This is a genomic window from Acidocella sp. C78 (assembly GCF_907164655.1).
Map to the genome: position 1 here is coordinate 1 of NZ_CAJQZK010000004.1, position 26,163 is coordinate 26,163.

The 26,163-nt window shown below is 65.6% G+C and carries 27 protein-coding genes and 2 pseudogenes; 16 read left to right on the forward strand and 13 right to left on the reverse strand.

What is annotated here, in order from left to right; translation table 11 throughout:
* Positions 1-142 precede the first annotated feature (142 nt).
* Positions 143-1,089: pseudogene (locus ACIDOCELLA78_RS000000100540) on the forward strand (substrate-binding domain-containing protein).
* Between the two features lie 16 nt (positions 1,090-1,105).
* The gene (locus ACIDOCELLA78_RS000000100545) at positions 1,106-2,098 is read left to right on the forward strand and encodes an ABC transporter permease (protein WP_201727930.1); all 993 of its coding nucleotides are present in this window, start codon (positions 1,106-1,108) and stop codon (positions 2,096-2,098) included.
* A 51-nt stretch (positions 2,099-2,149) separates the two neighbouring features.
* Here the strand turns inward: ACIDOCELLA78_RS000000100545 and katG are convergent, their stop codons facing one another.
* On the reverse strand, positions 2,150-4,336 hold the full coding sequence (katG, locus tag ACIDOCELLA78_RS000000100550) for a catalase/peroxidase HPI (protein ID WP_201727931.1): 2,187 nt from the start codon (positions 4,334-4,336) through the stop codon (positions 2,150-2,152).
* 295 nt (positions 4,337-4,631) lie between these two features.
* Between katG and pcaF the strand changes: the two genes are divergently transcribed.
* From pcaF to ACIDOCELLA78_RS000000100565, 3 genes are read left to right on the forward strand one after another with little or no spacing between them, the layout of a single operon-like run.
* On the forward strand, positions 4,632-5,834 hold the full coding sequence (gene pcaF / locus ACIDOCELLA78_RS000000100555) for a 3-oxoadipyl-CoA thiolase (protein ID WP_201727932.1): 1,203 nt from the start codon (positions 4,632-4,634) through the stop codon (positions 5,832-5,834).
* Between the two features lie 4 nt (positions 5,835-5,838).
* Positions 5,839-6,525, forward strand: coding sequence for a 3-oxoacid CoA-transferase subunit A (locus tag ACIDOCELLA78_RS000000100560; protein WP_201727933.1), 687 nt, complete (start codon positions 5,839-5,841; stop codon positions 6,523-6,525).
* A complete protein-coding gene (locus ACIDOCELLA78_RS000000100565; RefSeq protein ID WP_201727934.1) occupies positions 6,525-7,181 on the forward strand; it encodes a 3-oxoacid CoA-transferase subunit B in 657 nt (218 codons plus the stop codon). Before ACIDOCELLA78_RS000000100560 ends, ACIDOCELLA78_RS000000100565 begins: the two co-directional genes overlap by 1 nt.
* 27 nt (positions 7,182-7,208) lie before the next feature.
* Here ACIDOCELLA78_RS000000100565 and ACIDOCELLA78_RS000000100570 read toward each other — a convergent pair whose 3' ends face one another.
* The 4 genes from ACIDOCELLA78_RS000000100570 to ACIDOCELLA78_RS000000100585 all read right to left on the reverse strand — a co-directional run bounded on the left by ACIDOCELLA78_RS000000100570 (position 7,209) and on the right by ACIDOCELLA78_RS000000100585 (position 11,815).
* Positions 7,209-7,691: a TadE/TadG family type IV pilus assembly protein gene (locus ACIDOCELLA78_RS000000100570; RefSeq protein ID WP_249675147.1), complete on the reverse strand. Its 483-nt coding sequence runs from the start codon at positions 7,689-7,691 to the stop codon at positions 7,209-7,211.
* Positions 7,692-7,773: 82 nt separating this feature from the next.
* On the reverse strand, positions 7,774-8,274 hold the full coding sequence (locus tag ACIDOCELLA78_RS000000100575) for a TadE/TadG family type IV pilus assembly protein (protein ID WP_249675151.1): 501 nt from the start codon (positions 8,272-8,274) through the stop codon (positions 7,774-7,776).
* A gap of 51 nt (positions 8,275-8,325) precedes the next feature.
* Positions 8,326-9,576 carry a TadE/TadG family type IV pilus assembly protein gene (locus ACIDOCELLA78_RS000000100580; RefSeq protein WP_249675153.1) on the reverse strand — a complete coding sequence of 417 codons (1,251 nt, stop codon included), beginning with the start codon at positions 9,574-9,576 and terminating at the stop codon, positions 8,326-8,328.
* A 352-nt stretch (positions 9,577-9,928) separates the two neighbouring features.
* On the reverse strand, positions 9,929-11,815 hold the full coding sequence (locus ACIDOCELLA78_RS000000100585) for a methyl-accepting chemotaxis protein (protein ID WP_249675154.1): 1,887 nt from the start codon (positions 11,813-11,815) through the stop codon (positions 9,929-9,931).
* Positions 11,816-12,060: 245 nt separating this feature from the next.
* On the opposite strand from ACIDOCELLA78_RS000000100585, the gene ACIDOCELLA78_RS000000100590 reads away from it, so the two are divergent.
* From ACIDOCELLA78_RS000000100590 to ACIDOCELLA78_RS000000100600, 3 genes are all read left to right on the forward strand, one after another.
* Positions 12,061-12,615: an HPF/RaiA family ribosome-associated protein gene (locus ACIDOCELLA78_RS000000100590; protein ID WP_201727937.1), complete on the forward strand. Its 555-nt coding sequence runs from the start codon at positions 12,061-12,063 to the stop codon at positions 12,613-12,615.
* A 68-nt stretch (positions 12,616-12,683) separates the two neighbouring features.
* Positions 12,684-13,604 (forward strand): DnaJ C-terminal domain-containing protein, encoded by a 921-nt coding sequence (locus ACIDOCELLA78_RS000000100595; protein ID WP_201727938.1) that lies wholly within the window; start codon positions 12,684-12,686, stop codon positions 13,602-13,604.
* A complete protein-coding gene (locus ACIDOCELLA78_RS000000100600; RefSeq protein WP_201727939.1) occupies positions 13,601-13,951 on the forward strand; it encodes a chaperone modulator CbpM in 351 nt (116 codons plus the stop codon). Before ACIDOCELLA78_RS000000100595 ends, ACIDOCELLA78_RS000000100600 begins: the two co-directional genes overlap by 4 nt.
* Here ACIDOCELLA78_RS000000100600 and ACIDOCELLA78_RS000000100605 read toward each other — a convergent pair.
* On the reverse strand, positions 13,927-14,646 hold the full coding sequence (locus tag ACIDOCELLA78_RS000000100605) for a molybdopterin-dependent oxidoreductase (RefSeq protein WP_201727940.1): 720 nt from the start codon (positions 14,644-14,646) through the stop codon (positions 13,927-13,929). The two genes, ACIDOCELLA78_RS000000100600 and ACIDOCELLA78_RS000000100605, sit on opposite strands and share 25 nt — an antisense overlap.
* A gap of 5 nt (positions 14,647-14,651) precedes the next feature.
* A complete protein-coding gene (locus ACIDOCELLA78_RS000000100610) occupies positions 14,652-15,284 on the reverse strand; it encodes a cytochrome b/b6 domain-containing protein (RefSeq protein ID WP_201727941.1) in 633 nt (210 codons plus the stop codon).
* A gap of 284 nt (positions 15,285-15,568) precedes the next feature.
* Between ACIDOCELLA78_RS000000100610 and ACIDOCELLA78_RS000000100615 the strand changes: the two genes are divergently transcribed.
* The 5 genes from ACIDOCELLA78_RS000000100615 (at position 15,569) to ACIDOCELLA78_RS000000100635 (ending at position 17,894) form a co-directional block, all read left to right on the forward strand.
* Positions 15,569-15,718: a hypothetical protein gene (locus tag ACIDOCELLA78_RS000000100615; RefSeq protein ID WP_249675157.1), complete on the forward strand. Its 150-nt coding sequence runs from the start codon at positions 15,569-15,571 to the stop codon at positions 15,716-15,718.
* A gap of 134 nt (positions 15,719-15,852) precedes the next feature.
* Positions 15,853-16,110, forward strand: coding sequence for a hypothetical protein (locus ACIDOCELLA78_RS000000100620; protein WP_249675159.1), 258 nt, complete (start codon positions 15,853-15,855; stop codon positions 16,108-16,110).
* A complete protein-coding gene (locus tag ACIDOCELLA78_RS000000100625; RefSeq protein WP_249675162.1) occupies positions 16,068-16,508 on the forward strand; it encodes a peroxiredoxin-like family protein in 441 nt (146 codons plus the stop codon). The genes ACIDOCELLA78_RS000000100620 and ACIDOCELLA78_RS000000100625 overlap by 43 nt, the downstream gene beginning before the upstream one ends.
* Positions 16,509-16,513: 5 nt before the next feature.
* Positions 16,514-17,383, forward strand: coding sequence for a LysR family transcriptional regulator (locus tag ACIDOCELLA78_RS000000100630; protein ID WP_201727942.1), 870 nt, complete (start codon positions 16,514-16,516; stop codon positions 17,381-17,383).
* 85 nt (positions 17,384-17,468) lie between these two features.
* Positions 17,469-17,894 (forward strand): peroxidase-related enzyme, encoded by a 426-nt coding sequence (locus ACIDOCELLA78_RS000000100635; protein ID WP_249675164.1) that lies wholly within the window; start codon positions 17,469-17,471, stop codon positions 17,892-17,894.
* Between the two features lie 94 nt (positions 17,895-17,988).
* Here the strand turns inward: ACIDOCELLA78_RS000000100635 and ACIDOCELLA78_RS000000100640 are convergent, their stop codons facing one another.
* Positions 17,989-19,665, reverse strand: a complete 1,677-nt coding sequence (locus ACIDOCELLA78_RS000000100640; RefSeq protein WP_201727475.1) for an IS1634 family transposase — start codon at positions 19,663-19,665, stop codon at positions 17,989-17,991.
* 178 nt (positions 19,666-19,843) lie between these two features.
* On the opposite strand from ACIDOCELLA78_RS000000100640, the gene ACIDOCELLA78_RS000000100645 reads away from it, so the two are divergent.
* On the forward strand, positions 19,844-20,017 hold the full coding sequence (locus ACIDOCELLA78_RS000000100645; protein ID WP_249675166.1) for a hypothetical protein: 174 nt from the start codon (positions 19,844-19,846) through the stop codon (positions 20,015-20,017).
* Positions 20,018-20,021: 4 nt separating this feature from the next.
* Here ACIDOCELLA78_RS000000100645 and ACIDOCELLA78_RS000000100650 read toward each other — a convergent pair whose 3' ends face one another.
* Genes ACIDOCELLA78_RS000000100650 through ACIDOCELLA78_RS000000100665 form a run of 4 tightly spaced genes read right to left on the reverse strand, consistent with a single transcriptional unit; the run spans position 20,022 to position 24,145 of the window.
* Positions 20,022-21,092: an ABC transporter ATP-binding protein gene (locus ACIDOCELLA78_RS000000100650; RefSeq protein ID WP_201727943.1), complete on the reverse strand. Its 1,071-nt coding sequence runs from the start codon at positions 21,090-21,092 to the stop codon at positions 20,022-20,024.
* Positions 21,092-21,928 (reverse strand): sn-glycerol-3-phosphate ABC transporter permease UgpE, encoded by an 837-nt coding sequence (gene ugpE / locus ACIDOCELLA78_RS000000100655; RefSeq protein ID WP_201727944.1) that lies wholly within the window; start codon positions 21,926-21,928, stop codon positions 21,092-21,094. Before ugpE ends, ACIDOCELLA78_RS000000100650 begins: the two co-directional genes overlap by 1 nt.
* Positions 21,925-22,803, reverse strand: a complete 879-nt coding sequence (locus ACIDOCELLA78_RS000000100660) for an ABC transporter permease subunit (protein WP_201727945.1) — start codon at positions 22,801-22,803, stop codon at positions 21,925-21,927. Before ACIDOCELLA78_RS000000100660 ends, ugpE begins: the two co-directional genes overlap by 4 nt.
* A gap of 13 nt (positions 22,804-22,816) precedes the next feature.
* On the reverse strand, positions 22,817-24,145 hold the full coding sequence (locus ACIDOCELLA78_RS000000100665) for an extracellular solute-binding protein (protein ID WP_201727946.1): 1,329 nt from the start codon (positions 24,143-24,145) through the stop codon (positions 22,817-22,819).
* A gap of 189 nt (positions 24,146-24,334) precedes the next feature.
* Here ACIDOCELLA78_RS000000100665 and ACIDOCELLA78_RS000000100670 point away from each other — a divergent pair.
* Both ACIDOCELLA78_RS000000100670 and pcaC read left to right on the forward strand, forming a co-directional pair.
* A pseudogene (locus ACIDOCELLA78_RS000000100670) lies at positions 24,335-25,102 on the forward strand (alpha/beta fold hydrolase); the annotation flags it as partial.
* On the forward strand, positions 25,100-25,504 hold the full coding sequence (gene pcaC, locus ACIDOCELLA78_RS000000100675; protein ID WP_374223234.1) for a 4-carboxymuconolactone decarboxylase: 405 nt from the start codon (positions 25,100-25,102) through the stop codon (positions 25,502-25,504). The pseudogene ACIDOCELLA78_RS000000100670 and the gene pcaC, both read left to right, overlap by 3 nt.
* A gap of 71 nt (positions 25,505-25,575) precedes the next feature.
* Here pcaC and ACIDOCELLA78_RS000000100680 read toward each other — a convergent pair whose 3' ends face one another.
* Positions 25,576-26,073, reverse strand: coding sequence for a MarR family winged helix-turn-helix transcriptional regulator (locus tag ACIDOCELLA78_RS000000100680; protein WP_249675168.1), 498 nt, complete (start codon positions 26,071-26,073; stop codon positions 25,576-25,578).
* Positions 26,074-26,163 lie beyond the last annotated feature (90 nt).

Sequence of the window (26,163 nt, forward strand, 5' to 3'; positions counted from 1 at the left end):
AGACCGAACTGATCCGCTACATGACCGGCTATGCGGATGCTGAAACCAACGAAGCCGAAAGGGAACATCCATGAACTTACGCAAGACACTGCTCGGTGCCGCGGCGGTCGCGCTGCTCGGCGGCATGGGTATGGCGCCGGCCATGGCGGCCGCGCCCACCGTTCATTCGCTGCCGGTGCCGGCCAAGCCGGCGAAGCATTATCATTTCACGCTCATCACGAAATCCAACGCCTCGCCCTACTGGCTCGCGGTGCGCGAGGGGGCGGACGCGGCGGCGAAGAAGTTCGGCGTGTCGGTCGCTTTCGAGGCGCCGGCCAGCGGCACCGACCTCGCCGGGCAGATCGGCATGGTCAATAACGCGGTGACGGGCGGCACAAACGGCATCATCCTCGCCGCGCAGAATCCGCAGGCGCTGCTCAAGCCGGTCAAGTCGGCGCTGGCACACCACATTCCGGTGGTGACGGTGGATTCCGGCCTGTCCCCCAATATTTCGGACTGCTTCCTCGCGACCTCGAATGTCGGCGCCGCGGCGGCGCTCGCGAAATATACGGCCGACCACCTGATGGGCGGCAAGGGGAGTATGCGATCGTCGATTTCAACCATACCGCCTCGACCGGAATCGCCCGGCCGAAAGGGTTCATGCTCGGCATGAAGTCCTATCCGCATATCAGGAAGATGGGACCGATCCAGTATTCGAACAACGATGTCAGCGCCGGGCTGCGGATCGCGACGACAATGCTCACGCAATACCCGCATCTGAAGGTGATCTTCGGCGCGAATGACCGCGCGGCACTCGGCCCGGCCGAGGCGGTGCAGCGCGCTCACGCCAAGGTGAAGGTGGTGGGTTTCGATGCCGACCTTGGCGAGATCGCGCTGGTCAAGTCGGGGATCATCCAGGCCTCGATCCTGCAATCGCCGTACGACATGGGCTATTACGCGGTGGTCGCACTGCTCGACAAGCTCGACGGCAAGACCCTGCCGAAGCGGATCAACACGCCGTATTTCCTGCTGACGCCAAAGAATCTCGGCTCCAGCCAGGCGACGGCGGCCATCCGCCAGTACGCGCCCAAATATAACCCCGCGGGCTGAGGGAGACTGGCGGACGATGGACCAGCAGGCACGCACGGCCGCGCTCGACGTCGAGTCCATTCCGCGCGGGCGCATGCTGTGGCGCTTCGTCCGCCAGATCGCCTTCGCGCTGATCAGCATCGCCGTGCTCGTCGTCGTGTTCGGCGTGTTGAACCCCCGTTTCCTGAGCGGGGGGAACTGGTTCCACATCGCCCAGCAGGTCGCGGTGATCGCAATCCTCGCAACCGGGCAGACCTTCATCATCGCGACCGCCGGGATCGATATCTCGCAGGGCTCGGTGGTCGCGCTGTCGTCGATGATCTGCGCGATCGCGATCGTCGATGCGCACATGCCGGCGGCAGTCGCGATCGTGCTGACGCTGGCGCTGGGGGCGGTGATCGGCGCGATCATCGGGCTCTCGGTGGTAGCACTCGGCGTACCACCCTTCATCGCGACTCTGGGTATGCTCGCGGTGGCACTCGGGGCGGCGCTGTTGACCACCAACGGTACGCCGGTGTTCGGCCTGCCGAACGGGTTCCAGGAGATTTCGCAAGGCACAGTGATGGGCTTTCCCAACATGGCGTGGATCGCGGTGCTGCTGGCTCTGTTCTCGGCCTATCTGCTGAACAAGACGCGGTTTGGCCGCTACACGCTGGCGATCGGCAGCAATGCCGAGGCGGCGCGGCGGGTCGGCATCAACGTGCCGCGGCATCTGCTGCTGGTCTATGTGTTCGGCGGGATCGTCTCCTCGCTCGCCGGCGTGATCTATCTCGCCTATACGGCGGCGGCGCAGCCGACCTCGGGGGCGAATTACGAACTCTATGCGATCGCCGCGGTGGTGATCGGCGGCGGGTCGCTGTTCGGCGGGGTGGGGACGATCCTCGGCAGCATCCTCGGCGCGCTGCTGATGACCATCCTGAAGAACGGCACGCAGCTGGCGGGGATTTCGCCCTATGTCGAGCAGGTGATTCTCGGGATCGTGGTGGTCGGCGCCGTCTATGTCGACAATCTGCGGCGGCGGCTTCGCTGAGCTGAAAGCCGCCGGCCGGATGCGGGGCACCCGGCCGGTCGGTCGTCGTGGTCAGGCGAGATCGAAGCGGTCGAGCTCCATGACCTTGGTCCAAGCGGCGACGAAGTCCTTCACGAAGGCGGCCTCGCCGTCCTGCGTGCCATAGACCTCGGCGAGCGCGCGAAGCTGGGAATTCGAGCCGAACACGAGATCGACCCGTGTCGCCGTCCATTTCACCGCGCCGCTCTTGCGGTCGCGCAGCTCGTAGACGCCGTCTTCGCTGCCGGGGTGCCAGCTCATGCCCATGTCGAGCAGGTTGACGAAGAAGTCGTTCGTCAGCGCGCCGGGGCGGGTGGTGAAGACGCCGTGGTTCGACCCATCCGCATTGGCGCCGAGAGCGCGCATGCCGCCGATCAGCGCGGTCATTTCCGGAGCCGTCAGCGTCATCAGTTGGGCGCGGTCGATCAGCTGTTCCTCCGGCGCGCGCGGATCGCCCTTGCCGAGATAGTTGCGGAAGCCATCGGCTTTCGGCTCCAGCACCGCGAAGGAGGCGGCGTCGGTCTGCGCCTCGGTCGCGTCGGTGCGGCCAGGGGTGAAGGGCACCGCGATGTCATGCCCCGCCGCCTTCGCCGCCGCCTCGATCGCGGCGCAGCCGCCGAGCACGATCAGATCGGCCAGCGAGACCTTCTTGCCGCCGGTCGCCGCCGCGTTGAACTCGGCTTGCACTTTTTCGAGTGCGGCGAGCACCTTGGCGAGTTCGGCCGGCTCGTTCGCCGCCCAGTCCTTCTGCGGGGCGAGGCGGATGCGCGCGCCGTTGGCGCCGCCGCGCTTGTCCGAGCCGCGGAAGGTTGCCGCCGAGGCCCAGGCGGTGAGCGCGAGGCGGGTCGGTGCGATGGCGGTGGCGAGAAGCTTCGCCTTCAGCGCCGCGACGTCCGCTGCGTCGATCAGCTTGTGGTCCACCGCCGGGACGGGGTCCTGCCAGATGAGCGTTTCGGACGGGACGAGCTTGCCGAGGTAGCGCGAGACCGGGCCCATGTCGCGATGGGTGAGCTTGAACCAGGCGCGGGCGAAGGCATCGGCGAACTCGTCCGGGTTCTGGTGGAACCGGCGGGATATCTTCTCATAGGCCGGGTCCATGCGCAGCGAGAGGTCGGTGGTGAGCATGGTCGGGCGGTGCTTCTTCGCGGCATCGAACGCATCCGGAATCACTTCGCCGGCGTTCTTCGCAACCCATTGCCAGGCACCGGCGGGGCTCTTCGTCAGTTCCCATTCGTAGTTGAACAGGTTGTCGAAATAATAATTGCTCCATTGCGTGGGCGTCTGCGTCCAGGTGACTTCCGGCCCGCCGGTGATGGCATCGCCGCCCTTGCCCGAACCGAAGCTGCTGATCCAGCCGAGGCCCTGCTGCTCGATCGGCGCGGCTTCCGGCTCAGGCCCGACCAGGGCGGCATCGCCCGCGCCGTGGCATTTGCCGAACGTATGGCCGCCGGCGATCAGGGCAACGGTTTCCTCGTCATTCATCGCCATGCGGGCGAAGGTTTCGCGAATGTCGCGTGCCGCGGCCACCGGATCGGGCTGCCCGTTCGGGCCTTCGGGATTGACGTAGATCAGGCCCATCTGCACGGCGGCGAGCGGGTTTTCGAGGTCGCGATCGCCACTGTAGCGTTCATCGCCGAGCCAGGCCTTCTCAGGTCCCCAGTAGACGTCCTCTTCGGGTTCCCAGGTATCGGCGCGCCCGCCGCCGAAGCCGAAGGTCTTGAAGCCCATCGTCTCGAGCGCGACGTTGCCGGCAAGCACCATCAGGTCGGCCCAAGAGATCTTGCGGCCGTATTTCTGCTTGATCGGCCAGAGCAGGCGGCGCGCCTTGTCGAGATTGGTGTTGTCGGGCCAGCTGTTGAGCGGGGCGAAGCGCTGCTGGCCGGTGCCGGCGCCGCCACGGCCGTCGCCAATGCGGTAGGTGCCCGCGGCATGCCAGGCCATGCGCACGAAAAGCGGCCCGTAATGGCCGAAATCTGCCGGCCACCAATCCTGCGAGTCCGTCATCAATGCCTTGAGGTCGGTGACCAGTGCCTCCAGGTCGAGGCTCTTGAACTCGGTGGCGTATTCGAACGCCGGTGTCATCGGGTTCGAGAGCGCGGAATGCTGGTGCAGAATCTTGAGATTGATCTGGTTTGGCCACCAACCGGCGTTCGAATGGTTGCCGGCCTGGGTGTGTTGGCGGACGCCACCGGTGAAGGGGCATTTCGCTTCTGCTGACAAGGGATCCTCCTTGGGATTGTTGGACTGCCGCGACAATGGCCCTAGCGACAAGGAATCGATCGGTCCAATCCATTTTATGGAATATGTGAATAGGTTTTGCCTATTGAAACATCATGGTAACACTGTGGAATTCAGCCAGATGTCGAATTGGTGCGCCGCAGCACGGAAAACCGCTTGCAGACATGCAGCGGAGCGAGATACGAAATGTGCGTCCAGGTATCGTGTGTGCGACAGTCGCACAAACTGAGGAAGTCCGCCGCACCTGCGCCGCGTTTTGAAGGGAGATATCGCGTCCATGTCCGAAGCCTTTATTTGCGAGTATGTCCGCACACCGTTTGGCCGGTATGGGGGCGCGCTGTCCGCGGTGCGGGCGGACGATCTGGCGGCGGTGGCGATCCGCGGCGTTCTTGCGCGGGTGGCGGAGCTTGATCCGGCGGCGATCGACGAGGTGCTGTTCGGGTGCGCGAACCAGGCCGGCGAGGATAACCGGAATGTGGCGCGTATGGCCCTCTTGCTCGCCGGGTTGCCGGAGAGCGTGCCGGGTGCAACCGTCAACCGCCTCTGCGGCTCCGGGCTGGATGCGGTGGGGAGTGCGGCACGAGCGATACGGCTTGGCGAGGCGGCCGTCGCCATCGCTGGCGGGGTGGAGAACATGAGCCGCGCGCCCTTCGTGATGCCGAAGGCGACCGCGGCGTTCGACCGTTCGAACGCGGTCTACGACACCACGATCGGCTGGCGTTTCGTCAATCCGCTGATGAAGGCGCGGTTTGGCGCCGAATCGATGCCGGAGACCGGCGAGAACGTCGCAGCGGATTTCAATGTCTCGCGCGAAGACCAGGACCGTTTCGCCCTCTCCAGCCAGCAAAAATGTCAGGCCGCGGCGGCGGCAGGCTTCTTCGCCGGCGAGATCACGCCTGTGACGATCAAGGGGCGCAAGGGAGACTCGGTGATCGATACCGACGAGCATCCGCGTCCGGAGACAACGCTTGAAGGGCTGGCGAAGCTGAAAACACCATTCCGCGACCCCGGCACGGTGACGGCCGGGAATGCGTCGGGTGTGAATGACGGGGCGGCGGCGCTGATCCTCGCGTCGGAAGCGGCGGCAAAGGCGCATGGGCTGACGCCTCGCGGGCGGGTGGTCGGCATGGCAACGGCGGGTGTGCCGCCGCGCATCATGGGTATGGGGCCTGCCCCTGCGGTGAGGAAACTTCTGGCCCGCACCGGGGTGGCGCTGGAACAGATCGATGTGATCGAGTTGAACGAGGCCTTCGCCTCGCAGGCGCTGGCGGTGACGCGCGACCTTGGGCTCGCCGATGGCGATCCCCGCGTCAACCCGCATGGCGGTGCGATCGCGCTCGGCCATCCGCTTGGCGCCTCTGGGGCACGGCTGGCGGGCACCGCGCTGCGGGCGCTGGAGGCCCGGGACGGCCGGCTGGCGATCGCAACGATGTGCGTCGGCGTGGGCCAGGGCATTGCGGTTCTGATCGAGCGGGTGTGAGACGATGATCGACAAGTTCGTCCCCTCGATCGAGGCGGCGCTGGAGGGGATCGGCGATGGCGCCGCGATCATGGTGGGCGGGTTCGGCGCCGTGGGGCAGCCGAATGCGCTGATCGACGCGCTGGCGGCTCGTAACCTGCGGGGGCTGACGCTGATCGCCAACAACGCTGGTGGCGATTTCGGCGGCATGCCGAAGCTGATCGAGCGGGGGGCGATTGCGAAGGTGATCTGCTCCTATCCGCGTGCGAGCCGGCGGACGGCATTCGACGAACTCTACGAGGCGGGCAAGATCGAGCTTGAACTGGTGCCCCAGGGCACCCTGGCAGAACGGATACGCGCTGCAAATGCCGGAATTCCGGCTTTCTTCACCCCCACCTCGGCGGGGACCGAATTGGCGACCGGCAAGGAGACCCGACACATCAATGGACGGGATTGCGTGCTGGAATACGCGATCGAGGCCGATTTCGCGCTGATCGAGGCCTGGGCGGCGGACCGATGGGGGAACCTGACGTTCCGGCGGGCGGGGCGGAATTTCAATCAGATCATGGCGGGAGCGGCGAAGGTGACGGTGGCGAGCGTGCACCGACGGGTCGAACTTGGCGCTCTCGATCCGGACCGGATCGTCACGCCGGGCGTGTTCGTCAACCGGGTGGTGATGGTGCCGGAGCCCATGGAAGGCGAGGTGGTGTGATGGCGGAGACGATGATGCGGCAGGGCTGGTCGCGCGCCGAAATGGCCGCGCGTGTCGCGATCGACATTCCCGAGGGCTGGGTGGTCAATCTCGGCATCGGGCTGCCGACGCAGGTTGCGAACCATGTCCCCGTCGATCGGGAGGTGATCTTTCACTCCGAGAACGGGATTTTGGGGATGGGGCCGGCTCCGGGCGAGGGGGCTGAGGACCCGTTCTTGATCAACGCGGGAAAGCAGCCGGTAACATTGCGGCCGGGCGCGTCGATTGTCGGCCAGGCGGACAGTTTCGCGATCATTCGCGGGCGGCATCTCGATCTGTGCGTGCTCGGCGGGTATCAAGTTGCGGCGAACGGCGATCTCGCCAACTGGTCGGTCGGGCGCAAGGGCGTGGCGCCGGCGGTTGGCGGGGCCATGGATCTGGGCGCCGGCGCCGCGCGGGTCTGGGTGCTGATGGAGCATGGCACCAGGGAGGGCGAGCCACGGCTGGTGGGGCGTTGCACTTATCCGCTCACCGCGCTGGGCTCGATCACTCGCGTCTATACCGATCTCGCCGTGATCGACATCACCTCGCATGGCTTCGTGCTGCGCGATCTGGCGCCGGGAATCTCCGCTGATCAGGTGCGTGCACGCACGGGCGCGCCGCTTGCCGTAGGGTGAGGGGCTGCGCCTGCCGGACAAGGTCCGTCACGGTGTGAGGCTGATGCTGCTTGAGTTCCGCGGCAGCATGTAGACTGTCGACGTCATGTCAAACGGTCCAAGCTTGAGGAAATCGATTGTCGGGGTGAACGGATAATCGACCTGGCCGAGCAGTACCGACGTGTTTGGCTGGTCGAGCGAGACCGGAATGTTGATCGTCTGACCGACCGCCAGCGCGGAGGCGTTGTAGCCTTGGCTCCATGCGACCGTGGCGTTGCCATTCCCATCGATCGCGATGCTGGAGATCACGATTTCGACTGGTGCCGCGGGATAGGGGGCGAGGATGTTCGATGCCGCCGCGAAAATGTCCTGCAGTTGCGAACTGGCGCTGATGCTTGTGTATTGGGAGACGATGTTCGTGATCGTCGAGTTGGTCTGCCCGACGAGCTGATAGACGATCACGGCCTGTTCGATTTCCGTTGTCGCGAAGAAGAACAGGAGTAGCGCCGGCAGGATGAGTGCGAATTCCACCGCGGCCCCGCCCGCGCGGCTGCGGCACAGTCTCGCGAGGCGCCGGCGTAGACGCCGCGGTGCCGGTGCGCCGATAGGCGGGTCAGTAAGGCTCATTGCGGAACACTGCGGTTGCCTGCAGGAGACGCTGGCTGCCATTCACTGTCGCGAAGCTCAAATTCAGCGGACCGGCGAAGACCGGTAGCTGGTAGAAGACCTGCACCAGCACGATGTCGCCGGGGCCTCCAAGGCTGTAGGCAAGTTTTGACGTGTTGAAGCTGCCGTTGACAACGGGGTTGACCTGCGTGATCGCGCTGAAGGAGGGGAAGGTCTGCACATTGACGTTGAGATTCGCGCAAGTGAGCAACGGGTTGCCATCAGTGCAGACATCCTGGAGGAATTGCTGCGCTGTCATGCCCGATGTCTGGGCCTGACCGGTCATGATCAGCCTGGCGGTTTGCTGTGTGGCGTTCTGCAGCACTTCCTGCGTAAAGAAGATCAGGCCGGACTGAATGATGGCGAAGATCAGCGCGAAATAGGGCAGGGCGACCAGCGCGAATTCAACGGCCGCAGCGCCTTTCCTGTCGCCCGCCAGGCGGCCCATTCGTGCCGCCCGCCTCGGTTGTATCATGTTGCGGACCACGAAACTGTCACGCTATTTCGACAGATAGGACGATTGGACGGCAGTCTTGAACAGTGCCGACATCGCGGCAGAAATGTCGCCGCCGGTCTGCACCTCGAAATAAAGCCCAGGCGAGGCGCATTCCTGCAGGGTAGGACCGATATTGCTCTGGAAAGGTGCAATATAAGTATTGTACCAGGAATTTGTCGGAAGAGGCAGGTATTCGGTATACAGAACGGCAATCCTGATGCCGCGGCTTTTGATGTTCGAGCATAGATCGGCATTCAGAACTGACTGCTGGCGCCCGCCATTGACGTTCTCATCCTCGACTCCATCCGTAACGAAGAACAGCACTTCCTGCGGGGTGTCGCCGTAGGTTTTGGTCCCGTTACCCGGGTTGGGCATGATCGCATTGATACCGTTCAGTGCCGTGTCGTAGTCCGTATCTTCGTCGTTATTGTAGTCACTGGATGTCAGTCGATTGTTCGAATAGACCTCGAGCTGCTGGATGTTCGATGCCTCGGTTTGCGCCTGCGATAGATCGGAGGTTAACGGTTCGATCGTGTTCAGCCCAACATCGAAAGTATAGATGGCCATCCGGTAGGTGCTGCCATTCTGGCTTTCGGTGCTTTGTGCAGTCGTCATCAGATCTTGTGTAGCCTGACGCAGGACGTCGATCCGCAGGGTCACGCCGAGACTGCGGGCGAGCGCGTAATTATCCTCATTAAGGCCGTCTTCCCAGGGTGCCTGTTCGTGGCAACCGAAGGCGCAGCCACCCTGCGATGCCGTGTTGGCGACCATCGTGTTGATGCCGGACTGGGTCGCGGCGATGGCCATCGAAGGAGAATCATCGAGCAGGAGGTAGAAGTCGATATTCGGCGCGAGAGTTGTTGTCGCAGTGGCCTGGCCGCCGATCTCGATGCCGCTTGAACCCATGATACCCGGCAGAATCGAGTTCGATTTTGCCTGGTATTGCACCGTGGCCGTCTGCTGGTTGCCGCTCGTAGCGATGTTCACGGTCACGCCGCTGGCATTGTAGTCGATGCCGCCGAGCGACAAAGCCTGCGCGTTGAACACGTCTTCGGCCTTCGTGATGGCCGCGGCCTGACCCGCAGCGACCATGGCAGGTGTCACGGCAGCAAGGGCGGCGGCATCTGCATAGGTTTCGAGTTGCGCCTTACGGTCGACGGCGAGGCCATAATCCACCCCGACACCCAGAACGAATACGAGGATCAGGGAGACCAGTGCCGTGATGATCGCGATATTGCCTCGCCGATCACCCAACAGGGGACTCAAGATGTTTCGACTGGCCCGCATGCAAACGAATCCATCTTTAGAGCACTTTCCGATTCATCAAGGTCGGATGGAGTACTCTATGATATTGATAATTTGAGCATCTTTATCCGATCAGATGGCTCGATCCGATCGGATGATCCTCTCACTCATAGCCAGTTATCGAATCCGGGACCTCACGATCGATATGGCCATATGGAAAATACATCCTGACCAGATCGTTGGGTATCGGATTGCGGTTATTAGTCGCGAAATCGAGAATTTCTCTCGAAAGTGGAACAGTAGGCTAGAGATATGAAAAAAGAATTAATTCGGCCTTGCCGTCATGCGGCACTGGCCCTGATCAGAAATCCTCCCAGCTGTCCGCGGACGTCTGCAGTGCGGACGCACGAAGTGCCGAGACCGCGGGCTGGGCGGAAGGGCGAGCGGAGTGGCGATGAGTGGCCCTCGCTGGCGTGGGACGTGAGGGCGCCGGCGCTGCGATGTCACCGAAATCGAACCGCTGGATCAGGGTTGCGAGCTGTTCGACCTCTTGCGCGAGGCTATGGCTCGCGGCGGTCGATTGTTCCACCATCGCCGCGTTCTGCTGTGTCGCGCGATCCATCTGGCCGACCGCATCATTGACCTGGATAAGCCGCGCCGAGTTGCCCTGTGCGCCAGTCGCGATAGCGCTGACGACCTGGTTAATTTCGGTGATCTGGGCAACGATGCGATCGAGGGCCTTGCCGGTCTCCGCCACTTGATCAACGCCGGCGGAGACCTGCTGGTTGGACGTCGAGATCAGTGTCCTGATCTCTTTCGCCGCATCCGCCGAGCGTTGCGCCAGCGCCCGGACTTCCGATGCAACGACGGCGAAACCCCGCCCGGCCTCGCCGGCACGAGCCGCCTCGACGCCAGCGTTCAGCGCAAGGAGATTGGTCTGGAAGGCGATTTCGTTGATGACGCCGATGATGTTGCCGATCTGGTCGGCAGAGGCCTCGATCTCGCCCATTGCCGCAACGGCGCGGGAGACGACCGCACCACCGCTTTCCGCATCTTTCATCGCGGTGCTGACCGCCTCGCGGGCATGCGCCGCATTGGCAGCGGTGCCGCTGACGGTTTCGGTGATTTCAGCCAGCGTGGCGGCGGCCTCCTCGATAGTGGCGGCCTGCTGTTCGGTTCGCCGGGCGAGATCGTCCGCCGCGGTAGCGATTTCGCCGGTGCCGGAACGGATCGCCGAGGCATTGGCGGCAATGACCTGGAGGAGTTCCTGCAAATGCTCCATCGCGGCGTTGAAGTCGGTGCGCAGGCGTTCATATCCGGCGGCGAAGGCGGTCGTCAGGCGGAAGCTGATCCGCCCTGCTGCGAGGTGTTCCAGGCCGGTTGCGAGAGACTCAACGACGAGGGCAAGCTCCTGTGCTGCCTGATCGCGTTCCGCCGCGGCTCTGGCGGCCTCGGCCTCACGCGCCGCCCGCGCGGCGCTGGCCTCGGCTTCGAGCCGCCCCTTCTCGATCCCTGCGGCCTTGAAGACCTCGACCGCGCGGGCCATGCCGCCGATCTCATCGCTGCGCTCGATATAGGGGACGGGCGTGGCCGTGTCGCCTTTCGACAGCCGTGCCATGGCTCCGGTCATCGCGCGCAGGATGACCGTGATGTTCCGCTGGATGAAATACATCGCCAGCAAAAACAACAGAAATACCGGGACAAAGATTTCCGCTATGCGGGTCGTATCGCTCCACAGCGCGGCGCGGATCTCGCTGACATAGACGCCGGTGCCGATGACCCAGTCCCATCCGGGGACTTTCGCCATGTAGGAAATCTTGGCGAAAGGCTTTTTGCCGCCAGCTTTGGGGATGTAATATTCGTTGAATACCGGATGGCCCGCCAGCGCGCCCTCCAGCATCGGGCGGATGATGTAGTGGCCGTAGGCGTCCTTGCTGTTGATCCGGTTCTTGCCGAGCATCGCCTTGTTGGCATGCTGGATGATCGTACCGTCCTTGTCGTCCACGAAGTAATAGTTTCCGTGATCGAAGCGCGTGGCGCCGATGATTTCAAGTGCAATCGCTTGGGCGCGATCTTCCGGCATGGCGCCATATTTCGCGAGACGGGCGAACGAGGAGGCGATGGCGACGGCATTGTTCACCAGTGTGCGCACTTCCGCCTTGCGGTCTGCGAGTTCGAGGCGGTAGGCGCCGAGCAGGCTGATGGCAAGGGCAGCCGCCGCCATCGTGATGCCGAACAGGCCGATCAATGCGAATTGATGGCGGATCGAGAGTTTCTGCAGCACGGAAAATCCTCAATTTCGTGAACTGCTTGAGGAAAGCAGAAAATACTTAATGAATGATTGGTCTTTAATGTCGCCTCCCGTCGCCGCGCCCATGATCAAGCGGCGCGGGCGCAGTGTGTCTTGATCCTGGTCAAGGCGTGAGCGAGCCGTGCGCCTAGGCTTTGGGTCCGGACCATCAGGGTCTGGAACACCAGACAGGGATTGCCGTCATGACCGTGCCGCTGCAGATCACTTTCAAGGATATCGATCGTTCCCCCGCGCTCGAAGCGCGCATCCGCGAGAAGGCGGCGGTGCTGGAGCGGTTCGAGGCGCGGATTCTGCGCTGCCATGTTGTCATCGAGGCACCGCACCGGCATCATCACAAAGGCAAACTTTATCATGCGCGGATCGAGATCGTGGTGCCGCGTGGCAATATCGTGATCAACCGGGAAAGTCCGGAGAACCACGCGCACGAGGACCCGTATGTCGCGGTTCGCGATGCGTTCGATGCTGCGGTCCGCAAGCTGGAGGACCATGCGCGGCGGCTCGACAACGCGGTGAAGCACCACGATGAGGCGCTGGTACATGGCCAGGTGGTCCGGTTCGTGGCCGATGCGGACTACGGCTTCATCGCCACGGATGATGGGCGTGAGGTGTATTTCCACCGCAACAGCGTGAGCGGCGACGGGTTCGGGCGGTTGCGGGTCGGCGATGGCGTCCGCCTCGCGGTGGCGGAGGGACAGGACGGGCCGCAGGCGAGCCTCGTGCGCGCCGCCGGGCGGTGAGCCGGCTGACAGTTGCCGTGCGGCGTGCTTTGATCGCCTCCGATGACATTGTTCCGGGATGAGGCAGAGTGAAGGATCCTTACGACGTTCTGGGTGTGGCGCGCGATGCGGGCCAGGATGACATCAGGCGGGCCTATCGCCGGCTGGCGAAGGACCATCATCCCGACCTCAATCCCGGCAACGCGGCGGCGGAGGCCAGGTTCAAGGAGGTCTCGGCGGCCTATCACCTGCTGTCCGACGCCGATCAGCGCGCGCGGTTCGACCGCGGCGAGATCGATGCCGAGGGGCAGGAACGCGCGCGGCGCGGCGGCTGGCGGGACTATGCCGACACTGGCGAGGGCGCGCGTTACGGAGGCGGCGGCCCCTGGACCACCGACGATCTCGAGGCGATGTTCGGTTCGATGTTCGGCGGTGGCGGCGCGGGGCGCGGCGGGCCGGGGCGCGGGCAGGATCGGCACTACACGCTGACGATCGGCTTCGTCGAGGCGGTGGTCGGCGGCACGCGGCGGCTGTCGCTGCCCGATGGCGGCACGCTCGACGTGCGGATTCCACCCGGCACCGAGGATGGGCAGATGCTCCGCCTGCGCGGCAAGGGCGGGGTGGGGTGGAATGGCGGGCCGGCCGGCGATGCGCTGATCCGTGTCAGCGTGGCGCCGCATCGCTTCTTCACCCGCGAGGGTCAGGATATCCGGCTCGACCTCCCGGTGACGCTGGCCGAGGCGGTGCTGGGCGGGCAGGTCGAGGTGCCGACGCCGGGTGGCGCGGTGCGGATGCGGATTCCCGCAGGGTCGGACAGCGGCACGGTGCTACGGCTGCGCGGCCGCGGCGTGCCGATGCATGGTGGCTCCGCAGCGGGCGATCTCTATGCCACGCTGCGCATCGTCATCGGCAAGCCGGACCCGGCGCTGGAAGCCTTCCTGCGCGGCTGGACGCCGGATGAGACGCCGGATCCGCGCGCCGGGATGACGGAGGCGGAGGTACCGTCATGAGCGATGGGGTGACGATCGAGGTCGTGATCGCCGAGGTGGCGGGGCTGGCCCGGGCCGATCTCGAACGCTGGGTGGCGCTGGAATGGGTGCGGCCGGCGCGGGCGGAGGGAGTCTGGCTGTTCCAGGGTATCGACATCGCGCGGGTGCGGCTGATCCACGAGCTCGCCGCCGATCTGCGGGTGGACGAGGAGGCGATGCCGGTGGTGCTGTCGCTGCTCGACCAGCTTTACGATGCGCGCCGGCGGATGCGCGCGCTGGCCGAGGCGATCGCCGCGGTTCCGGAGGAACCGCGGCGCGCGGTGCTCGAACGCATCGCCGCCGCTCAGGAGCCGCCGAACCAGTTATAGCCCTGCCGAACCCAGTAGCCGCTGGGGAAGGTGTTGGTGACGCCGAGGGCGACGATCGATTTCGGGTTCTTGTAGCCGAGCTTGGTTGGAATCCGCAGCCGCACCGGCGCGCCGAACGGGGCGGTCAGCGGCGCGCCGAGAAAGTCGAGTGCCAGGATCGTCTGCGGGTGCAGGGCGGAGGCCATGTCGATGCTCTCGTAATACCCGTCGGCGCAGTGGAACGAGACATAGCGTGCCTTGAGGTCGGCATTCACCCGTCGCAGGAAGTGGCCGAGCGGCACGCCGCTCCACTGGCCCACCACCCGCCAGCCCTCGACGCAGACGAAGCGGGTGATCTGGCTTTCCTGCGGCAGGGCGCGCAGTTCGGCGAGGCGCCAGGGCCGCTTGTCGCCGATGCGGCCGGTGAGGCCGAGGCGCCAGGCGGCGAGATCGACGCGGGGCGCCTGGTCGATGCTGTAGAAGGCGTTGAAGCGCGGTGGGTTCGTGATGGCGGAGGCCGGGAAGGTCGGCGCCAGCGTGTGCCGGTCGAACAGGGCGGCTTGCACCTCGTCGTTCCAGCGGGACATCGCGGTGAGAGCGCGGTCGGCAAGGTCGGGGTGTTTCAGGTTGTCGTAGTCGCAGCCGGTGAGGCTGGCGGCGGCGCCGAAGGCGAGGCTGCGGCCGAGCAGGGCGCGGCGGTTGAGAAGCGTGTTCATGGGTCTTACTCCGCGGCTTCGGTCGTTTGGGTAAGGGGGGCGGGAAGGCGGCCGCCGGTGATCATCGCGGGGAGGACGCGCGGCACCAGGGCGACCAGCAGGACGTGGACGATCAGGAAGGCGGAAATTCCGGCCATCGCGACGAAGTGGACGACGCGGGAATCGAAGAATCCACCGAACAGATCCGACAGAAGCCAGAGCTGCACCGGCTTCCAGACCGCCAGCCCCGACAATACGGCGAGAAGGCCGAGCGCGATGACGCCGAGATAAAGCAGCCGCTGCACCGCATTGTAGGCGCCGACCTCGTGCGGCAGGCGCAGGCGCAGCGCGGCCCAGACATCGCGCAGCACGGCGCGGGGCGTCACCGGCAGGAGCTTGCGGCGGAAATGGCCGCTTGCCGTGCCCCAGACGAGATAGGCGAGTCCGTTGAGCATCAGCAGCCAGATCGCGGCGAGATGCCAGGCGATCGCCCCGCCCAGCCATTGCCCGATCGTCGCCCATTGCGGGAAGGTGAAGGGCAGGAAGGGAGAGGCATCGTAGATCTCCCAGCCGCTGCCGATCAGCGTGATGATGGCGATCGCGTTCAGCCAGTGCGTGATGCGCAGCGGCAGGGGGTGGATGGGGCGATTTCGGCGCATTGTCGGTTTCCTCGCCAGTTGGTGCGATGCAGCCGTGATGCGCCCGCCGCGGCGCCCGCGTCGAGGTATCGAAACGATGACCAAACGGCATTGGATCGGCCGCGCGTGGCCGGTCATGTTTGCGGGGCGGGCCACGATGACCGGTCCGCAGGAAGCAGACCGGGGCACCGCCCCCAGACAGAGGAGACCACCATGATCCGCATTCTCGCCACCACCGCCCTTGCCCTCGGCCTCGTCGCCGGCGTTGCCCAGGCGCAGACCACCAGCACGATGGGCACGACACGATGAGCCACACGACCGCGATGGGCCACAAGACCGCTATGGGTCACGACGCGATGGGCCACGATACCATGGGCCACAATGCCATGGGCCATGGCACCGCCATGAGCCACGACAAAACCGGCAAAGACAAGATGGGGCACTCCGCCTCGTAGGGCGCCCCCGATCCTGCCGGATCGGTCGATGCCCCGACGCATCGCAGCCGCCGCCCGATCGTCCCGGTTTTGGCCGGGAATTGATCGGGATGGCGGCTTTGGTATTGTCCGTACATCACGGAGACGTATCGGCCATGGGCCTCGACGAGCAGCTTCAGGCGGAACGCCAGCGCCGCACCGCGGATGAGGCGGTGCGCCTTGCTTATGAGGATGTCTTCACCACGCTGAGCCATAACGGGTTTCTCTCCGGCGTGCTGCCGGAAGATGCGGCGTTTCCGGATTTCGTATTGCCCAATGTCGAGGGGCGGCTGGTCTCGCTTGCCAGCCGTCTCGCCGAGGGCCGGTTGTCGTGCAGTTCTTTCGTGGCGAGTGGTGCCCCTTCTGCCGGTTGATGCTCGACGCGCTGGTGACTGCCTTGCCCGAGATCGAGGCGGCCGGAGCGTCGCTCCTCGCGCTGACGCCCGACATGGGCCCCTGGGCGCGGCAGGCCAAACAGAATCACGGCGCCACCTTCGAAGTTCTGTCGGATGTGGATTGCGGGGTTGGCCTCGCCGCCGGGGTCGTGTTCCGGATTCCGGCGATCTATCGGTCACGCCTCATGAGGGCAGGGATCGATTTCGCCGACCGGCATGGCAACGGCTCCCAGTTCCTGCCGATTCCCGCGGTGTTCCTGCTCGATGGCGGCGGGCGGGTAGCGTGGCGCTTCGTCAATGTTGATTTTACCCGCCGTGCGGCGCCCGATCGTATTCTGGGCGCGCTGCGCTGCCTCGCCAGGCCGGAACGGGAGTAGGCGCGGTGGAGCTGACCCAGGTGCGCTACTTCGTCGCGCTGAGCCGGCTTCTCAATTTCACCCGCGCCGCGGAGGCCTGCAATGTGAGCCAGCCCGCGCTGACGCGCGCGATCCAGCGGCTGGAGGACGAGCTTGGCGGTCCGCTCCTCTATCGCGAGCGCAACCTCACGCAACTGACCGAACTCGGCCGTGCCATGCTGCCGCATCTCGATGCGATGCTGGAAGCGGCCGACAACGCCGTGGCGCTGGCCGAGGCGCGGCGGCGGCAACCGGCGGCCAGCCTGAAGATCGGCCTCGGCCCCGGCGTCGGCGCCGCGGCGATCGCCGGCGCTGTGCGCGAGATCGCGACGCTGATGCCCGATCTGATGGTCCGTTTCGAGGAAGCGGCCGCGGCGATGCTGGTCGAATCGATGCTCTCCGACATGCTGGATTGCGCGGTGCTCCCGGCCGACTGCGCCTTGCCGGAACGTTTCAACCACTGGAAACTCTACGACGAGGGCGTGGTCGCGGTGATTCCGCCGCAGCACCGGCTGGCGAATGCCGAAAGTGTGACCGCCTCCGACCTGAACGGCGAGGTGCTGCTGCATGGCGAACGCTGCGGCGGCTTCGCCCAGGCGCTGTGCGCGGCCTGCGACGGGGCGTTCCGTTTGCGCCGTTGCGATGGCGGCACCGGGCACATGCTCGATCTCGTCGCGGCGGGGCTTGGCATCGCCATTCTTTCGGAACGGATGGCGGTGCCCTCGCCGCTGGTGACCTGCCGCCTGGCCGAGCCGCCGCTGAGCCGCGAGGTGCGCCTCGCCGCGATTGCCGGCCGGCCGCAGGGCCCGGCGGTGTCGGGGTTCATCAAGCTCTGCCGCGCCGGACGAGGCCTCTGAGCCACGCGGCAAGGTTGATTTTCCAACCCCGCGCGCCGAATGTGCCGGGGGAAGCGGACCCAATCCGCCGAAGGGGGCAATGCCGATGAACGACATGCAGCATGACGCGATCAGCCGGTTCCCGGTGCCCGACCTCGCCGCGCTTCCCGCTGATATCCGTGAGAAGATCCTCGCGGTGCAGGAAAAGGCGGGCTTCGTGCCCAACGTGTTCCTCGCCCTCGCGCACCGGCCCGACGAGTTCCGCGCCTTCTTCGCCTATCACGATGCGCTGATGCTCCGCCCGGCCGGGCTGAGCAAGGCCGAGCGCGAGATGATCGTGGTCGCAACCTCGGGCGCCAATCACTGCCTCTATTGCGTGGTGGCGCACGGGGCGATCCTGCGGATTTATGCGAAGGATCCGGAAATCGCCGACCGGCTCGCGGTCAATCCGGGCAAGGCGCGGCTCGCCCCGCGCCAGCGCGCGATGATCGATTACGCGATGAAGGTCGCGACTGCCTCGGACCCGACTTGAACAGCGACCTGAAAATAGTCCAATGAAAACAGCCATGTATTGTGGGCGCGTGGTTTCTTAGCACCACACCCTGCGGCTTTCGGGAGGATTTGGATCAGGAAGCGGATGCGTCTCGCACGTTGGCTGGCAGGGCGACGCCGGCGGCCTTGAAGATCGGCCCGATCGAGTTGGTTGCTGGGGTGCGCAGGACGATCTGCTGCCCGCGCTTGCTGATGGTGACCTCCTGGAGGCGGTCGAGATCACGCAGGAGATCGGCCCATTCGACGCGCTTGCCGGCCCGGCGGAGTTTTTCGTCGAGCGCCTGGTGCAGGATCAGCGCGAGGAACGAGCAGAAGACGTGGCCGCGGATGGCGGCGTCGGAGGAATGGTAGATTGGCCGGGTGCGCATTGTCGCCTTCGCGACACGGAACAGCCGTTCGACATTCTGCAGGTCCCGGTAGCGGATCACCGCCTGCAGCGGTGAAATCCGGGCGTTGGAGCGCAGCACGAAGACGCCGTCGAAGCGGGCTTCCTCGGCGAGCTTGCCGGCGTCGATCTCGAACAGCTTGTGCTTGCGGCCGGGCTTTGCGTCACTGACCGGGCGCAGGAAGCGGCGATAGGCGGAGTTGCCGATCAGCGCCTTATCGCCGCGCGTCAGCTGACGATCGAGGGCGGCGACCACCTTGCGCCTGGTCTCGGCCTCTTCGATGGCCACCGCCTCGTTGCGGCAGACGATATAGCGCTTGCCCGCGACCTTGACCTCCTTGATGAAGAGCTGGGTCTCGTCGCCACCGGCGCGCTCGAGGCAGAGCGGGGTGTAGGGGCGCTCATCGGCCAGCACCACCTCGCGGACGATGCGGTCGGTGCGTTCCCTTGCGCCGAGCACGTATTCCAGCCCGCGCTCCTCCAGCGCGGCGATCGTCGCGGCACTGATCATGCCGCGATCGGCGACGACGCAGACCCGGCCGATGCCGAAGCGCGACCGCAGGCGGTCGATCACCGGCACCAGCACCGAGACATCGGCGGTGTTTCCTGGCCACATCTCGGTGCAGATTGGCCTTCCGTCCTGATCGATCACCACGCCGAGGATCATCTGCGCGAGCTGTGGGCGGTAATCCTTGGAGTGGCCCCGCGCGCCCAGCGTCTCGCCGCCGGCACCTTCGAAATACAGCGAGGTGGTGTCCATGAACACGACCGAGAGGTCGGTGAACAGATCATGCCGTCGGGCGAAGAGACGCTCTTCCACCAGATCCTTCACCGTCCGTGGCGCAAAGGGCGTGGCATCCCCCTGTTCCTCGTCCGGCAGCTCTTCGCCGAGCCAGGCCATGGCGCGGTAGAGGTGATGCAGGCCGAGCTCCTCGGTGCCGGGAATGTCGTAATCCTCGAGCCATTTGTCGCAGGCGCGATCCGAGCCCGAGACCATGATCCGGTGGAGCACGGTGGCGAACACCGCGCGCTCGACCGGGAACTCGAACTGCCGCCCGGCCAGCAGCTCCTCGAACACAGCAGCGATCCCGCTCTCCTGCCACAGTCGGCCGAACAACAGCGGCGCGCCGATCCGCTTGCAGCTCAGCCCGTCCGGATTGCCTGCCGCCAGCTGGGCCAGGACCGAGGCACGGTCGGCATAGCGCGCGATCGAGGCGGCGAGGCGGTCGAGACCTCCATCGGCCAGGACGACTTCCTTCCGGCCCAGGTTCTTGATGATGCGCTGCTTGCTGCGCCCGTCCTCACGGACGCTCTCGACCAGATAAAGGTAGCTGTAGCCGTTGATTCGCTTCTCGCGCACGAACATGCCGAATTGGCAGCCGAAAACCAATCATAAATCAAGTTAAAAGAAGCAATTTACGCAATTATTTAGCACCACGTTTTTGCAAAATCCCGACGTGCCTACGAAAATCTCGAGTGAAATCAAAGATCTCAACTTACGATACCGTATCGTTCCGGGTTTGACTGTTTAAGTCGGGTCGGACATGGTTGGGCCGGACGATCACGCCGCACTCCACGAACAGGGGTTCGACGCCGACGAGATCTGGGATATCGGCGCGATTGCGGCGTTTTTTGCCATGTCGAACCGGCTCGCCAACATGGCCGGGATGCAGCCCAACCCGGAATTCTTCGCGATGGGCCGGCTGCCGAAAGCCTGAACGGTCAGCCTGGCGCGAGGCGCCGGCCGGACTCGCCGTCAAAAACATGGAGCTGTTCTGCGGGCAGGTCGGCGCCGAGTTCGGCGGCGTCCGGCGCCGGCCCGCTGACGCGGATCGCGAAAGCTTCGCCATTGGCGAGATGGCCGTGCAGCAGGGTTTCCGAGCCAAGCGGCTCGACGAGGTCGATCGCCACGCGCATTGCGTCGGGCGATGTGGAGAGGGCCACGTGCTGCGGGCGGATGCCGATCGTCACACCCGCGCCCTCGTTCCCCCACGAGCCGGCGGGCAGCGCGATTTCCGGCCCGGCATCCAGCCGGGCGCTGCGGCCCTCGGGCCCGAGGCGGGCGGCGCAGAAATTCATCGCCGGCTCGCCGATGAAACCGGCGACATAGGTATCGGCCGGATGGGCGAAGACCTCGACCGGCGGGGCGATCTGCGCCGCACGGCCCTGGTGCATCACGATCAGCCGGTCGGCGAGCGTCATCGCCTCGATCTGGTCGTGGGTGACGTAGAGGCTGGTGACGTTGAGGCGCTTCTGCAGCTTGCGGATATCGGCGCGCACCTGCACGCGCAGCCTGGCGTCGAGATTGGAGAGCGGCTCGTCGAACAGGAACAGTTTCGGCTCGCGCACGATGGCGCGCCCCATCGCGACGCGCTGGCGCTGGCCGCCGGAGAGAGCGCGAGGCTTGCGGCCGAGCAGTTCCGAAAGCCCGAGCGTGTCGGCGGCATCCTCCACCCGGCGGGCGATCTCGGCCTTCGCCATGCCCTTCAGCTTCAGCCCGTAGGCCATGTTGTCGAACACGCTCATGTGCGGATAGAGCGCGTAGTTCTGGAACACCATGGCGATGTCGCGCTTCGAGGGATCGACAGCGGTGATGTCGCGCCCGTCGAGCAGGATGCGGCCGCCGCTCGGCGCCTCAAGCCCGGCGACGAGGCGCAGCAGGGTGGATTTGCCGCAGCCCGACGCGCCGACGATGACCAGCATCTCGCCATCCGCGAGGCGCAGGTCGATGCCGTGCAGCACGGTTGTTCTGCCGAAGCTCTTGGTCAGTCCCTGCAGTTCCAGCGTTGCCATTACTTGTCCACTTCGGTGAGGCCGGCGACGAACCAGCGCTGCATCGCCACCACGACGAAGACCGGCGGCACGATGGCGAGGATGGTCGCCGCCATGACGAGGTTCCAGGGCGTGAGCTGGTCCGAGGTGATCATCTGCACGATGCCGAGCACGATCGTGTCGAGCCGCCCGTTGGTCGCGACCAGCAGCGGCCAGAGATACTGGTTCCAGCCATAGACGAACAGGATCACGAACAGGGCGGCGAGATTGGCGCCGGAAACCGGCAGCAGGATGTCGAAGAAGAAGCGCATCGGCCCGGCGCCGTCGAGCTTCGCCGCCTCGACCAGTTCATCCGGCACCGCGAGAAAAACCTGGCGGAACAGCAGCGTCGCCGTTGCCGAGGCGATCAGCGGCATGGTCAGGCCGGTGAAGGTGTTGATCAGGTGGAAATCCGACATCACCGAATAGGTCGGGATGATCCGCACCTCGACCGGCAGCATCAGGGTGATGAAGATCAGCCAGAAGGCGACCATGCGGAAGGGAAAGCGGAAGAAGGCGATGGCGAAGGCCGAGATCGAGGAGATCGCGATCTTGCCGATGGCGATGCCGAGCGCCATCAGCGCGCTGACCATCATCATGTGCCAGATCGGCACGCCGCCCTTTGCGGTGTTGCCGAAGCCGAGCGCATTTATGAAGACGGGCAGGCCCGAGAGGCGCGGGATCAGCGACAGGTCGCCGCGGTTGATCGCCCCGGCCGACTGGGTGGCGCCGGCGAAGGCGACCCAGATCGGGAAGATGAAGATAAGCACGCCGACAATGAGCACGGCATGGGCAAGATAGTCGGGCCTGCGGTTCATGTGGCGCGCTTGCCGGTGTAGCGGAACTGGACCGTGGTGAGGACCACGATCAGCGCCATCAGGATGACCGATTGCGCGGCCGAGCCGCCGAGGTCGAGATTGATCACCCCGTCGCGATAGACCTTGACCACCAGCGTCGTCGTCGCGCTGCCGGGGCCGCCGCCGGTGAGTGCGAAGATCAGGGCGAAGGCGTCGAAGGCAGCGTAGACGGTGTTGATCACCAGCAGGAAGAAGGTGGTGGGGGCGAGCAGCGGCCAGATCACGGTGCGGAACCGGTAGAACCCCCGCGCGCCGTCGAGCGTCGCCGCCTCGATCACCGAGGCGGGCACCGATTGCAGGCCCGCGAGGTAGAAGATGAAATTGTAGCTCACCTGCTTCCAGGCGGCGATCAGCACGATCAGGCCGAACGCATCGTTGCCGTTGGTGGCGTAGTTGAAATCGATGCCGAGCCGGGTAAGCGCGTTGGAGAGCAGCCCGATCTGCGGCTGGAGCAGGAAGACGAAAATCACCGAGGCCAGCGCCGGTGCGATCGCGTAGGGCCAGATCAGCAGGACGCGATAGACCGCCTGGCCGCGGATGCCGCGATTGGCGAAACAGGCCAGCACAAGGCCGCCCGCCATCGACAGCACGGTGACCGCCGCACAGAACACGACGGTCCGCAGCAGCGCCGCCTGATAGACCGGCGAGCCCAGCAGCGAGCCGAAATTGGCGAGGCCGACGAAGGTGGTGTTCAGCCCGAAGGCGTCCGTCGCCTGGACGCTTTCGGAGAAAGCGCGCCAGGCGGGAAGCAGGAAGAAAAGGATCGTGATGGCGAGCTGTGGGGCCACCAGGACGGCCGGCAGCAGCCGGCCGTCGAACAGGGTGCGTCTCTCCATCGCGCCGGCTGGATCAGCCGTGCAGGGCGCGGGCGAAGCGGTTGACCACCGCCTGGCTGCGCTGCTGGGCGCGCGCCAGCGCCTTGTGGGCCGGCGTGCCGTTCTGGATCGCGCTTTCCCATTCTTCCTCGATGATCACGCGGACTTCCGGCATGCCGCCCAGGCGGATGCCGCGCGAATACTTCGTCGGCTCCGTGCGGGTGAGCTGCTTGACCGCGAGGTCGCCGCCCGGCTGCTTTGCGTAAAAGCCCTGCTTGGCGATGTAGTCGTTCCCCGCCAGCGTCACCGGCACATAGCCGGTGGCCTCGGCCCAGCTGGCATCGTTCTGCGGCTCGGAGATGAACTTGAAGAAGCGCGCCACGGCCTCGTATTCCGCCTTGCCGCGCCCCGGCGCGGTCATCGCCCAGAAGGCGGCACCGCCGATGATCGAGTTGATCGGGCTCTTGATGATCGACTGATGATAGGGAAGGTAGGCGTTGGCGAAGCGGAACTTGGCGCTCTTCACCAGCTGGCCGTAGATCGAGGAGCTGTCGAAGGTGATCGCGGCCTTGCCGGCGTAGAAGATCGGGCTCGGCTTGCCGTCGCGGCCCTCATAGTGAAACAGGCCGTCCTTCTGCATCGTCAGCAGCGTGTCGAGATTGCGCACGAAGGGATGCGAGTCGAGCCGCAGTTTCGGGTTCGGGCCGCCGAAGCCGTCATTCAGCGTGGCGTATTCGACATTGTGGATGGCGGCGAACTGCTCGAAATGCACCCAGGTCGGCCATGAGGTCATCACCGGGATTTCCGCGGCACCCTTCGCCTTGATCGCGCGGGCGGCCTTGATCACGTCGTCCCAGGTCTCGAGCGGGGCCTTCGGGTCGAGCCCGGCCTTCTCGAAGGCGTCCTCGTTGATCCACATCAGCGCGGTCGAGGAGTTGAACGGAGCGGCTCCCATCTTGCCGTCATTCAGGCTGTAATAGCCCCGCACGGCGGGAATGTAGGTCGAGGGTTCGATGCCGACGCCCGTCATTTCGGCGAGCTTGTAGACATCGACCACCGCGCGGCCGGCGCCGAGCATGTCGGCGGTGCCGACATCGAACACCTGGGCGATCGAGGGCGCCTTGCCGGCGCGCCAGGCGGCGATGGTGGCTGTCAGCACCTGCGGGTAGGAACCCTTGTAGACGGCCTCGACCGCGAAATCGGTCTGGCTCTTGTTGAAGGCGTCGACGATCGACTGCAGCTTGTCGCCGAGCGCGCCGCCCATGGCGTGCCAGAGTACGACCCGTGTGGGGGCGGCGGCGCGCGCGGTGGCGGCGACCAGCGCCGTGGCCGGGGCCGAGGCGATCAGGGTGCGACGTTTCATGAGAAGTCCCTTTGGCTGAAGTTGGCGTAGCCAGTTAACGCGACTGCATGGCGTGGCGATGACAGTATCGTGACACATTGATGACAAGATCGTGGGTCGGTGCGCCGATCAAGGGGTGCTGACGGTTGCCGGATGCCGCGCGCCGGTCCTATGGTCCGCGCTGCAACGAGGCGACGAAGGGAGCAGGCGATGTTCGTGACGGCGGGTGACATCAACGTTCATGTCAGGATCGATGGGCGGGATGGATCGCCGCCGCTGGTGCTGCTGCATTCGCTCGGGACCGATCACAGGGTGTGGGACGACCAGGTGGCGGCGCTTGCCCGCAGCTTCCGGGTCATTCGCCCCGACATGCGCGGCCACGGCCTCACCGAATCGACGCCGGGCGACTACACGATGGCGCTGTTGGCCGGTGATGTCGCCGCGGTGCTCGATGCGCTTGGTGTCGGGGCTGCGGTGATCGGCGGTATCTCGATAGGCGGGATGATCGCGCAGGAGTTTGCGGCGCGACATCCCGGCCGCACCGAGGCGCTGATGCTCTGCGACACCGCGATGGCGATCCCCTCGCTGGAATCCTGGCGTGAGCGGGTGACGAACCTGCGCGCGCACGGGATGGGCGCCATCGAGGACGGCGTGCTGGCGCGCTGGGTGACGCCAGGCTTCATCGACGCGCCGCCGGCGCGCGGCCTGCGCGCGATGCTGCGCGGCACCAGCGTCGATGGCTATGCCGGCTGCGCCATGGCGATCGCGATGGCCGATCTCGCGCCGTCGACCCGCCGGCTCAAGGTGCCGGCCTTGGTGCTGGTCGGCGATGGCGATGTTTCGACGCCGGTGGCCAGCGCGCAGGCGCTGATGACGGCGCTGGCCGAGGGCGGCGCGCCGGATGTGCGTTTCGTGGTCATCGAGAATGCCGCGCATATCCCCACCGTGGAGAAGCCCGCCGAGGTTACCCGCGCGATGCTGGATTTCCTCGCCGCCCGCAGCGGCGGCGATACCTATGAGGCCGGGCTCGGCGTGCGCCGGGCGGTGCTCGGCCCCGCCCATGTCGCCCGCTCGCTGGACGGGGCGACGGAATTCGACCGCGACTTCCAGCGCTTCATCACCGAAACCGCCTGGGGCAAGGTCTGGACCCGTCCAGGCCTGCCGCGGGCGATGCGCTCGCTGCTGGTGCTGGCGATCACCGCGTCACTCGGGCGCGAGGAAGAGTTCAAGCTCCATCTGCGCGCGACCCGCAACACCGGGGCGACGCGGGAGGAAATCGCCGAAGCGCTGATGCAGGTCGCCGTCTATGCCGGGGTGCCGGCGGCGAATTCCGCCTTCCGCATGGCCAAGGCGATCTTCCGCGAGGAAGAGGCGGGATAGGGTTCCCGCTGCCGCTCGGCGGCCGACCGGGTCCATCGCCCGCATTTTTGAACCGTGTCGCCGGCCGGGCGTCAGCCTGGTGACGGGCCGGCGGCACGGTCGATGGCGCCGGCGGCGATCAGCGGCGCGGCATCGATTTCCGCCGCATCGAGCAGCGTTCCGACGCGTTCGAGCGCGGCGAGGATCATCGCCTGTTCCCAGAGCGGCAGCGTCTCGAACCGATCGCGGAAACGTTCCTGCAACAGGTCCGGCGCCCGGGCGAGAGCGGCGCGGCCCGCCTCGGTCGCGGCCATGATCACCTGGCGTTTGTCCCGCTCGCCGCGGCGGCGGGAGATCAGCCCGGCGGCAACGAGCCGGTCGGCGATATTGGTGATGGTCGCCTGGCCGAATTGAAGCGCCGCGGCGATGGCCCCCGGCGTCGCATCGCCCCGGCGGTCGATTTCCTGCAACACAAGAAACTGCGAGGTGGTCAGCCCCGTTGCCGCATAGAGGCGGTGGCTGCCCTGGTCGGTGGCACGCAGGATGCGGCGGATCGCACGCAAGGTCGCGCTGGTGAGAACTTCGTCCATGCGGCTGATGGAGCCCCAGAAGCCTGACATTTGCAACCGCAATATATTTCATTATGCGAAGAATATTTCTGGGATTCTGACGACCTCCGG